Source organism: Kistimonas scapharcae (assembly GCF_039540975.1).
GTDB lineage: Bacteria > Pseudomonadota > Gammaproteobacteria > Pseudomonadales > Endozoicomonadaceae > Kistimonas > Kistimonas scapharcae.
Genome location: NZ_BAABFL010000377.1, coordinates 1 through 10,940, shown reverse-complemented (window position 1 = coordinate 10,940; position 10,940 = coordinate 1). Strand labels below are relative to the sequence as shown.

8 protein-coding genes are annotated in these 10,940 nt (G+C 48.6%); 2 read left to right on the top strand and 6 right to left on the bottom strand.

What is annotated here, in order from left to right:
• Positions 1–42: 42 nt before the first annotated feature.
• The 6 genes from ABD892_RS13715 to glmU all read right to left on the bottom strand — a co-directional run bounded on the left by ABD892_RS13715 (position 43) and on the right by glmU (position 9,167).
• The gene (locus ABD892_RS13715) at positions 43–1,200 is read right to left on the bottom strand and encodes a TnsD family Tn7-like transposition protein (RefSeq protein ID WP_345196358.1); all 1,158 of its coding nucleotides are present in this window, start codon (positions 1,198–1,200) and stop codon (positions 43–45) included.
• Positions 1,201–1,254: 54 nt separating this feature from the next.
• Entirely contained in the window at positions 1,255–2,829 is a 1,575-nt protein-coding gene (locus ABD892_RS13710; RefSeq protein ID WP_345196357.1) for an ATP-binding protein, read from the bottom strand.
• Positions 2,822–4,906, bottom strand: a complete 2,085-nt coding sequence (locus ABD892_RS13705; RefSeq protein WP_345196356.1) for a Mu transposase C-terminal domain-containing protein — start codon at positions 4,904–4,906, stop codon at positions 2,822–2,824. Before ABD892_RS13705 ends, ABD892_RS13710 begins: the two co-directional genes overlap by 8 nt.
• Positions 4,896–5,717 (bottom strand): TnsA endonuclease N-terminal domain-containing protein, encoded by an 822-nt coding sequence (locus tag ABD892_RS13700; RefSeq protein ID WP_345196355.1) that lies wholly within the window; start codon positions 5,715–5,717, stop codon positions 4,896–4,898. The genes ABD892_RS13705 and ABD892_RS13700 overlap by 11 nt, the downstream gene beginning before the upstream one ends.
• Positions 5,718–5,858: 141 nt before the next feature.
• Positions 5,859–7,691: a glutamine--fructose-6-phosphate transaminase (isomerizing) gene (gene glmS, locus ABD892_RS13695; RefSeq protein ID WP_345196354.1), complete on the bottom strand. Its 1,833-nt coding sequence runs from the start codon at positions 7,689–7,691 to the stop codon at positions 5,859–5,861.
• Between the two features lie 93 nt (positions 7,692–7,784).
• The gene (gene glmU / locus ABD892_RS13690) at positions 7,785–9,167 is read right to left on the bottom strand and encodes a bifunctional UDP-N-acetylglucosamine diphosphorylase/glucosamine-1-phosphate N-acetyltransferase GlmU (protein WP_345196353.1); all 1,383 of its coding nucleotides are present in this window, start codon (positions 9,165–9,167) and stop codon (positions 7,785–7,787) included.
• Between the two features lie 224 nt (positions 9,168–9,391).
• Here glmU and ABD892_RS13685 point away from each other — a divergent pair, with 224 nt between their 5' ends.
• Entirely contained in the window at positions 9,392–10,132 is a 741-nt protein-coding gene (locus tag ABD892_RS13685) for a TrmB family transcriptional regulator (RefSeq protein ID WP_345196351.1), read from the top strand.
• Positions 10,133–10,328: 196 nt separating this feature from the next.
• Positions 10,329–10,925, top strand: a complete 597-nt coding sequence (locus ABD892_RS13680; protein ID WP_345196350.1) for a hypothetical protein — start codon at positions 10,329–10,331, stop codon at positions 10,923–10,925.
• Positions 10,926–10,940 lie beyond the last annotated feature (15 nt).

Sequence of the window (10,940 nt, the reverse complement as noted above, 5' to 3'; positions counted from 1 at the left end):
CAGAATCAGTGTTCAAGACTTACCAGAATGGGTGTTCAAGAGTTACCAGAATCGGTGTTCAAGTTGTGCCAGAATACGCAGTAGCCATTGATTGTCAAAGCGGTAAAGCCATGAGTAGAGCCTTGCTCCCTGTGGAGTCTGCCTTATAGCCTTTAGAGTGAGCTCTTTATCTGCAGTAAGAATTTGCTTCCAGGCTTCCCTCTTCTCAGTCTTTGTTTCATCGCTTTCAGACTGCTTGTACCGACTCTGGTGCAAGGGTACACAGAGCTCAGGAAGGGTTTTCGCTTCGGCTATGATTTCAGCTGCTCTTTTCTGCTCAGGATAAAGAGCAAGCCATACCGCTATATGCTGAAGATATGTGAATGGACGTCGGTGTTTTCGGAACATTGCTGTGAGCCAATTTGGCTTTTCCTGAAGTCCAAGACCATGGCTATCCAGCCATCCTCTTTTCCAATAGCTCTGTACTTGGTGCGTTATCTTTAAATGGTTAATTCTGGCACCGTCCAGACAGTCAGCCATCTTCGCCAGGCGCAGGTAAAAGGTGCTCCACTGTAGTAGTGTCACGGAAGGTAGAGGCTGATCTAATAACTGCCTGACCATTGAAGATAACTGCAGCTTCTTATGTTCAGAATTTATGTCTTTGTTTGAAGGAATATGAACACTATCTGTACCTACAAACTGGTGTCTTCGGTCAGAACTCAGCGACACCCCTGAGTTATATAACTTGCCGCCATGATCCGGGCATGATTCCACCCCTGGGCACTGGAATAAACGCTGCCAATAAGTGTAACCCTGACTTTGTACCTGCTCTCGCCAACACTCAGGACATATATGATACTGGCTTGGCCACTTTAAAATTGAAGCATTAATACCGGATCTCAATGTCCCGGTATTCAGTGCTAGTTCCACCAGATTAGTCTGGAGCATTTTGTATCTGCCAGCAGGGATGAAGGGCTTAAATAGGGGCAATAAGGTGTGACGTTCCACAACATCTGCAGGCTCAACCTGCCATAAATGCCCAATATTGGCATGTAGCTCACCAATATGGCCTTGAAGCAATGGGGATGGAACGATCTTTCTGTTACCAAAAAGAATATCGAGAGCGATCTTGTCATCCCGTATTCCCTGTCGCTTGATAAATCTGGCAAGAATACTTCCAAGAAGCTCGTCACGTTGAGGCTTGGGAAAATGTGCTATCAAGGCTTGGCACCAGTACAACAAAAGGTGCCTGAATATAGTCAAGTAATCACGATTTTACAGATATGCCGATATATCCAACACAATCCCCTCATTTTTCAAGTTGGAATATGTCGAATAGGGCTCAGAGCCTCGCATTAGCCTGATATCACTGTCAATGTAACGGGGTTGCAAGGGCGTGGGGTTGGTGGTTTTCCGGGGCTGTTTTTTGGGTTTATCGCTCAACATTCTTATATGAGCAACCAGGCCAAAAAGATCTTCCTCAGGCTTTTCAGCCAGGGCTTGTGCAGCAACTATTGGGGCAATATCTTGTCCTATCCCCATTTTTATGAGCATTTCAACAAGCTCGGTTAAACGGTCTTTTGAAGAAGTCAGCTCTTCCTCAACAACGACCACCTCCTCAGTCTGGCAAAAGATGCGAATTTTATCTGAAGGAATATCCAGATCGGCAAACTTCTTAATCTCAATATCTCGGCCACTTTGGAGAGCTTTAATCATCGGGTGAATCATGGAAAGCTCTTGCTGAAATACTTTTTGAACAAGCTCTTGGTCAATAACTTCTCGTCTGGCCATTACCGCACGTGCCTGACTGAGATAGAACAATGTGACGGCAATATGTGCTATTCCCTGAGTACACTCCCAGAATAGATCCTTCATTGCCTTGGTAAGAGGAGTAGCATGCTCAAACCATTGAAGCTTCCACATTCGCTTGAGAAAACGATCCCACTCAGTGTCAATGTCAGCTTGCTCTATATGTTCAAATCTGTTCCAGTGCAAACTCCCAAACTGAGCAGCTCGCCTTGCCGAGCGCATGGTTGGCGAGAATAACTCTAGCGCTTTTGGTGTTCCCACAAATAAAACCGGTACTTTAATCACGTTGGTCAGGGTCACAAAGAAATTCAGGAGCCGTTTACTGCCCCCGGATCTGGCCGCCTGGAGGTGTTGGATCTCATCAATTACCAAGATCCCAATGGAATGTAATGCTGCGACCCGTGCTATATCCCCAAGCATTGATTCAGCAGATGAACGTGCTTTGACATATAAACTCTCATAATCAGTATTAAGCACATCATCCACAGCCCTGAAAAAGTGTATACACAGACTTTTAGCCGATCCGTCATGGGGACAGTCGAGTTTCAGCCAGACAATCTGTGTATGTTGATAGTCAGGGTGGTAAATGGCCTGATGTGTGTACCCGGAAAGAATGGCTTCAACGGCCGTAGTTTTTCCTGTGCCTGAACACCCAATAACAGAACTCGCCAGTGCCGAATTGCCTGCATTTCTGGCGATAGCCTCAAAATCCAGATGATCTACCGAATTCAGGTTTTTCTGATAATCACTTGTGGCAATATTTCGCCCCAGATAACCACGGCGAATCATACCTGCAATCATTTGCTCCAGCTGAACATGCGCTTTTGTAGGGTAGAGGAATTCGTCCAGAATCCTCATCATCGCATGACGGCGAATGTAACCAGGAAGCGATTTTTCACAATCCCTGACGGTCGGGTAACGGTTTAACAACTTTGCAGTATCTTGTGGAGATTTCAGCAATGGTAGTGCGTTTATGAGGGGGTTACCCCGATAGTCCTCCACTTCTGGCTCATGGTATTCAGCCTGATAAATATTAATCATCGTCATCCTCAAAAAAGTCATCCAATGATGGATAATCCATGGATGATGAAGAAAGTGCGGTATTCAAAGGGACAACCTCAGCCCGCTTTGTTGGGCGTTGTTTTGATTTCAGATTGACAGCTTGTCGCTGTCTTTCCAGTTCCCTTTCATCAACCTTATTATTACCAATATCAGAGAGACGCTCAGATTTTGTTCGGGTTGGGTTTTGAGGCTTTTTACTTTTTTCTCGTGCAGCGATGGCTTCGATCTGAGCCTGTAAATCAGGCGTCTGGAAGTCTTCGTGCTGTCTTGCATTTGCCTCTGCCTGTCTGGCCTGCTTGAGTTGTCCTGCTGCAGTGACAAAACTGACACCCTGATAACGACGACTTCTATCTGATAGCTCACACACCCAATAGTTTTCGTATGAGTTATCTGGTCGTAGATAAACTATATCCGTCCTTCGCGGATCAAACGCTATATCAACAGATTTAGGTCGATTTTGCTTGAACCGATCAAACCAACCTTCAGCCAGCGCTTCACTGCATGTGTAATTCAGCCCTTTAAAACCGATTCCTTCTTCCGACACAGTACCAGTTTCAGAAGGAAGTAAATTCAGTTTCACAAAATCAGGAGTGCAGGGTTTTAACCTGCCGGTTCTGTTTTTAATACCCCAATTCCAGAGCTCAACTGGAACTGCAGAGAGCTCCTCCGGCATATCTTCAGAAAAATCATATCCCTTCACAACATGCTGATTATTGTAGTTAATTACAATATGTATAATCATTTCTGTGAATGATTTCAGAGTAAGTTCTGCGTCCAGTTCGTAACGACGACCGAGTCGTTTTTTCCCATTAACGGGCTGAACAATACCCCCAACATAAGGTTTGAACTCTGCCTGAAGCGTATTGAAGTGGCGCTCTACAATCCCTTTATCGTCCCCTCGGTAAGAGCGCGAATTGCTAAGTTGTATATCGAACACATTAACAAGGACATCTGCTTGGCGGCGAAGGAGCTCACCTTTATCAGCAAGTATTGATGCTGGAATTCCCACGCTAGGCCATTGTGATGAATCTATTTCAATGCCATATTCTCGGCAAAAGGCTACCTTATCAAGAAATGCATTAGACATCGCCACCATTGCAGCAACCCAGGATGGTGACTCAAGACCTATATACAGTCCGGTCACCATTCTGCTAAATACATCCTTAACAAGATATACAACAGGGCGACCAATTATCTTTTCAGGATCTTTCTCTGAGACCAAATACAGATCTGCAATAGTGGCATCAATTTCATACCGGCCTCCCGGGCCTATATTCATGTATGCAGCTGTGCTGGTTAACGCTCGAATGTCTTTATCGAAGATTTTTGCAGGAGTACGCTGCTTGATGACATCACTCTTGCGATAGTTAGTCTCAAAAAAATACCTGAACTGGCGCATTGTCGGGACACTTGTTTTATCTGCCATAGGATAGCGTGACTTATACAGTCCAACGGCTTTCGTTTTAGCAGACTTAAGGGATAATGCCTCGTTTTGAATAAAAAAACCTTGAATAGCAAGATCAAAGATCTCGGCTACGTCATCTGTCACAACGATTCCTTCTCCAGAGCTAAGCGTTCGCTTCGCTCCTGTTTTTTTGTTGTGGTTTCTGCGAGGCTTTCCTTTAGCGCCAGACCGGTGATAATCGGGAATTAGTGCGTTAGGACTCATTCCCCTCTGCCAATATCTGCGTAACTGACGAATGACATATAAGCGGGGTATCCCACTTTCAGAAATAACAGCAGTGATCAGAGCATTTCGACTTTTCTTATCAAAAAGCCTGACATTTTCAGTCAGTAAAGGTTTAAGAGCGTTATACGCATGTTCCCTTTTTGATGCTTGTATACTGCCTTCCGTAACGGGATGACTATTGAAGGGTTCATCTATTTCAATATAAAAACCTGACCGAATGAGCTCATCAAACTCCTCCTGCATTATCAGGCAAGGCCAGGCATTATCGCTATGAATATCTATAATCCAGATATTATCAATCGACTCAAATATAACCCTGAACTGATCCCCAGATTTACTTTGTTGGTACACCTTATTAAGAAGCATAACTGGAACCTCTTCTTGCAATGCCTCCAACAGAATCTATCAGTTCTGCGCATACCCACTCTGTGAAATGCTTGTCGATAGGAGCCTCGATATATCCAAGGGCAACAGAAAAACGCAAAGCCTCAATATGAAATCCCGGCTCAACTTGATACTCATCATCCAAACGGCCACAAAGTTTGGTGACCAAGTTATTTGGATACTGTTGGATTCTACTAATCAGCGAGTAAGCATCATCCTCGGTCAAGCTATAAGCTTTTTGGGTATCAATGTCCAAAAATGGCTTCAACCACTTGAGATTGGCCTTTAAGGCAGCAGAAACTTCTCTCTCTGTGAATACATACCAATTAACGCCAGTACCTTCCCAGTAAGCTTTTTCGATCTGAAGCTTTTCAAGAATTCGTTCATCATCAAGATCTTTTGCATTTTTGACCGCAATAGCAATTTGCTTACCGCCTCTCAAATCAATGAGCAGATCTGTACTGACAATATGAAGCTCACCCTTTGTTTGTGGGTGACGAATACCCAGTTGGCGGCATATATTCAGGGTGTCATCTAAAGGAATAGGATACTGTTCCCGAATATCGACAGTGGTTCTATTCCTGTCAAATATTAGAAAAGCAGCCAGCTCAATACCTGAGTGAAAATGATGAACTCGCCCTACAGAGGTACTTTTTACCCTTACACTCTCTCCGGAACTATCGAATTCTCCAACACGGATGAATGCCACATAGTCCACACCGTTTCCAGTACCTCTGCCATCCTTCAGGCGATTCTTATCTTTCTTATTAAGAGGTTTTTCTGCATCAGACATAAAAAGAGCCTTCTACAAATCCACGGCCAACGTAGTAGAAAGCTCAATTTTTGTCAAACTTTAATGTAAACAATCAAACTTTATTGTGATTTATCAAACTTTAATGTCCACCGACAAAAACGGGGCTTTCGCCCCGTTTTTTTATTCGACGGTTACTGACTTCGCGAGATTCCTCGGCTGATCCACATCCGTGCCTTTAATGATGGCCACGTAGTAGGACAACAGCTGCAGCGGAATGGTGTAAATGATCGGCGCCACAATATCGTGGACCTTCTCCAGTGGAATCACCTGGATACCGTCACCGGCCACCAGCCGGGCATGACGATCTGCAAACACATATAGCTGGCCGCCGCGGGCGCGAACCTCTTCCATATTGGACTTCAGCTTTTCCAGCAGCTCGTTGTTGGGCGCCACAACAACCACCGGCATATCGCTATCGATCAGCGCCAGCGGGCCGTGCTTGAGTTCACCAGCAGCGTAAGCTTCTGCGTGGATATAGGAAATTTCCTTCAGCTTCAGCGCCCCTTCCATGGCAATGGGGTACATGGTGCCCCGCCCCAGGAACAAGCTGTGATGCTTGTCCGCAAAGGCTTGTGAGAGCTGTTGGATAGCATCATCCAGCGTCAGCACATTGCGGATCATATGGGGCAATTCACGCAGTTCACGAACAATTTCCGCTTCCTGTTCGGCATCAATCCGACCGGTTGCCCGCGCGGTGGCGGTGACCAGCATCAACAGTGCTGTCAGCTGGGTAGTGAACGCCTTCGTGGACGCCACACCAATTTCTGCACCGGCACGGGTCATGAACGCCATATCTGACTCACGGACCAGGGACGAACCCGGCACATTACAGATGGTCATGCTGCTCATGAAGCCCTGTTCCTTGGCCATGCGCAGCGCCGCCAGCGTATCGGCGGTTTCACCAGATTGGGAAATGGTCAGGAACAGGCAGTCATCGGGAACAAACGCCTTGCGATAACGGAATTCAGAGGCGATCTCCACCCGGCAGGCAATGCCATAGGTTTCGAACCAGTAACGGGCGACCATCGCCGCATGATAACTGGTGCCACAGGCAATGATCTGTACCGCACGCACCCGGCGCAGGATTTCCACGGCACGGTGTCCGAAGGACTCAAGCACAATCGTCTCTGCGGTCATGCGATCTTCCAGCGTGCTGGCAATCGCATCGGGTTGCTCGAAGATTTCCTTCAGCATGAAGTGGCGGTAAGGTCCCTTGTCACCGGCTTCGTGGTCAAGGTCACTGTCCACCACCTCACGCTCAACCGGCAGGCCGGCACTGTCGAAGATGCTGACACCTTCACGGGTAATTTCCGCGACATCCCCTTCTTCCAGGAAGATGAACCGGTGGGTTACCGGCAACAGTGCCAGCTGGTCAGACGCCACAAAATATTCACCAATGCCTACACCGATCACCAGCGGGCTACCGGAACGGGCCACGACCAGACGCTCCGGATCATTTCGGTCCATAACCACCGTACCGTAGGCACCTTCAAGCCGGTGTACGGCTTTCTGCAGCGCTTCCAGAAGGGAAAGTCCCTGCTTTTGTTCATGGTGCACCAGGTGGGCAATCACCTCGGTATCAGTTTCAGACACAAAGGTATAACCCTGCTCCTGCAGGTAATTCCGCAGCAGTTCGTGGTTTTCGATAATACCGTTGTGTACCAGCGCGATGTTGTCGCCGGAGATATGGGGATGGGCATTCGCCTCACTGGGCGCGCCGTGGGTTGCCCAGCGGGTGTGAGCAATGCCCGTGCCACCGCTGGCAGGTTCCTGCACCAACGCCTCTTCCAGCGCACGAACCTTACCCAGACGACGCAGTCGGGCAATATTGCCTTCTGCATTAATCACTGCCAGACCGGCTGAGTCATAACCCCGGTATTCCAGTCGCTTCAATCCTTCCACGAGGATCTGAGCCACGTCCCTTTGCGCAACTGCGCCCACGATGCCGCACATAATTCTGTTCCTGTACTCTAAACGACAGTATTTGTTTATTGACTGAAAGAATTACTCTGTCGTTTTCTTTCAGTCCCATCGGTTAGTTGGCCTTCAGGCCTTTTTTTCCGGGCGTTTCCAGCCCTCTATGTTTTTCTGCCGTCCCCGGGCCACACTCAGGTTTTGCCCCGGAATATCTCGGGTAATGGTGGAACCGGCGCCGACCGTCGCGCCTTCACCCACGGTGACCGGCGCCACCAGCGAGGAATTGGAACCAATAAAGGCACCATCACCAATCACCGTGCGGAATTTGTTCACGCCGTCGTAATTGCAGGTAATGGTGCCCGCACCGACATTCACGCCCGCACCGACGTCTGCATCACCAACATAGCTCAGATGGTTCACTTTGCTACCGGCGCCAATCACCGTCTTCTTGGTTTCAACAAAGTTGCCGACCTTGGCGCTATCCTCAAGATGGGTGCCGGGACGGAGACGGGCAAACGGCCCGATATCACAATGGGATGCCACCACGGACTCTTCAATAATGCTGTTGGCCTTGATACGGGTACCCACGCCGATCATGGCATTACTGATTACGCAGCCGGGGCCGATTTCCACACCATCTTCCAGTACAACAGCACCTTCAAACACGCAGTTAATGTCGATCACGACATCATTGCCAGCCTGCAAAGTCCCGCGAATATCCAGACGACTCGGGTCAAGCAAAGTGACACCGTCCGCCATCAGTTTTTCCGCCTGCTGGCGCTGCAGCTGACGCTCCAGTGTCGCCTGCTGGGCACGGTTATTCACGCCCTGAACTTCTGTCGCGCTCTGCGGCTGGGCATGCACCACGGCCGTTCCTTCTGCCACCGCCATGGCAACAATATCCGTCAGGTAATATTCGCCCTGGGCGTTCTCGCAGGAGAGTTTATCCAGCCAGGCTTGCAGGCGCTTGCCGGGAATCGCCATGATGCCGGTATTGATTTCGGTGATCGCGTGCTGCTCCGGCGAAGCATCCTTGTCTTCCACAATGGCCTGGATGGCGCCTGTTGCATCCCGCACAATCCGGCCATAGCCGCTGGGATTAGGCAGGTTGATGGTCAATAAAGCCAGACGTTCACCGTTGCACGCCGCCGCCAGAGATTCCAGCGTCGCGGATTGAATCAGGGGCACATCGCCGTACAACACCAGTACGATATCCGCTTCACCACAGGCGGGCGCCGCCTGCATGACCGCATGGCCGGTACCCAGCTGTTCCGTCTGCTCCACCCAGTTCACTGCGTAGTTGCCCAGCCGTTCGCGCACCTGGTCAGCTCCATGGCCAATCACCACATGCAGACCACCCTCGGCATCTGTCTTCTTCGCCTGCAGTGTCTGGGCAGACACAATGACATGTTCCAGCATGGGACGACCGGCAATGGGATGAAGCACTTTGGGCAAGGCGGATTTCATCCGGCTGCCCTGGCCTGCGGCCAGAATAATGGTTTCGATTTTCATGACAATTCACATAATCCGGTGATGGCACCCAGCCAGTCCGGACAACGCTTACCGGAAACCACTGGACACACAGGTGCTGTAACACAGCAAAGAGCCCGCCACGCAGGCAGGCCCCAGAAATTCGATCAATCTGTCAATGTTTCATTGACAGTAATACTAGCTTAAAGCCATATTATTCGGTTTGAGCTTTCAGACAATAGGTTTTGTCATACATTTTTTGACAAATGAATCTCGACACCCTCAAACAGCTTGACCTGGATGACCGCGAGATCAGCATCTACATGACGCTGTTCCGCCTGGGGCCAGCCTCTATCCGCGACATTGCCGGACAGACCGGCGTCAACCGCGGCACCACCTATGAAATCCTGAAGCGGCTCGCCGCCCGGGGTATTGTCAGTTATTTCCCGAAAGGTAAGCGTCGGGTGTTCCGGGCAGAAGATCCCGAGCGGCTGCTACAACTGGCGGAAGAAAAACAGAACGCCCTGAAACACACCATTGAGCAGCTGAAAACGGACATTATTCCCGGTCTGCACCACCTGAAACCCGATTTCAGCAGTGGTAACGTCAGCTTTTATGAAGGCGATGACGGCATCGAGCTGGTATTGAAGGATATTCTGGCAACCGTCGCCCATCAGCCCGAGAAAAGCTATTCGGTGTTTTCCTCCAAATCCCTGCGGCAACACCTGTACCGGCCGTTTCCCAACTATACGACGCAACGTATACGGCAGAAGATCAGTGTTAAGGTGATCGCCCTGGGTGAAGGAGGTGAAGACGCGGAATATTCCGAACGGAAATGGATTCGCACCCAGGGCCAGCCGGATGCCAGCTATATCGCGATTTATCCCCCAAAAGTCGCCATGATCTCTCTGGCTTCCGAGAACTACCCGGTGGCGACGGTCATTGATTCTGTCGAAATCGCCACGGCCCAGAAGGTGATATTTGATACGCTCTGGCAACTACTCTGACCAAGTCCACAGAAATCTGGTGAAAATTGAGTTCAGAACGCCAATAATAAAAGAGCAAAAAACCATAACAAAAAGAAATAGTTAAGTAGTCAAATCACTACAGTAAAAAACAATAAACAACTTCATGGGTTGAACCAATACCAGCATTGGAGAGTCTTATTTATATGTATCAAAAGGAAATTAAGGAAAATCCACCATGGATCGTATCAGGCATAGCTTCCGTCAATCATCTCGAAGTCTTAAAAAAAATCCCTCAAAAACTGCCAAACCACCCAAAAAGGGCAAAGTAGCAAAAGCGGATGTTGAACCGCATAGCTCCCAAGGATCAACCCTTTCTACAGATAAGCAACCATTAACAGACTTTATTGGTGCTCGCGCAACGAAAAGCACACTAATCAGGATGGAGCAGGTCATACTTGCTGGTAAAGATACCACTCCACCACAACCTGAAACCTCACTGGAACCAATCTGTGAGCCTGAGACGAGCGCCCCTGAAGCGACTCCATCGTCTTCCCTCTCACATAAAGCATCCACAACTCAAACTCCCAACGCAGAACAACATACTCGAGTGGCCACTATTTTCACATTGAGTGGCCTGAAGAATACCCCTATACGAATGAAATTGATGAAGCCACTACAAAGGCTTACCCACATAATTTCAGCTGAAACGATCACTTACATTGAGAGTATTAAGGGGCAACCCTTACAGGATCTATTATCCCAGTGCAGTATCGGTGTTTGTCAACATAGTTGTCGCCCCAACTCAAGCCGCTTTCTTAAGTTGATCAGCTGAAGATCTGTCGGGATT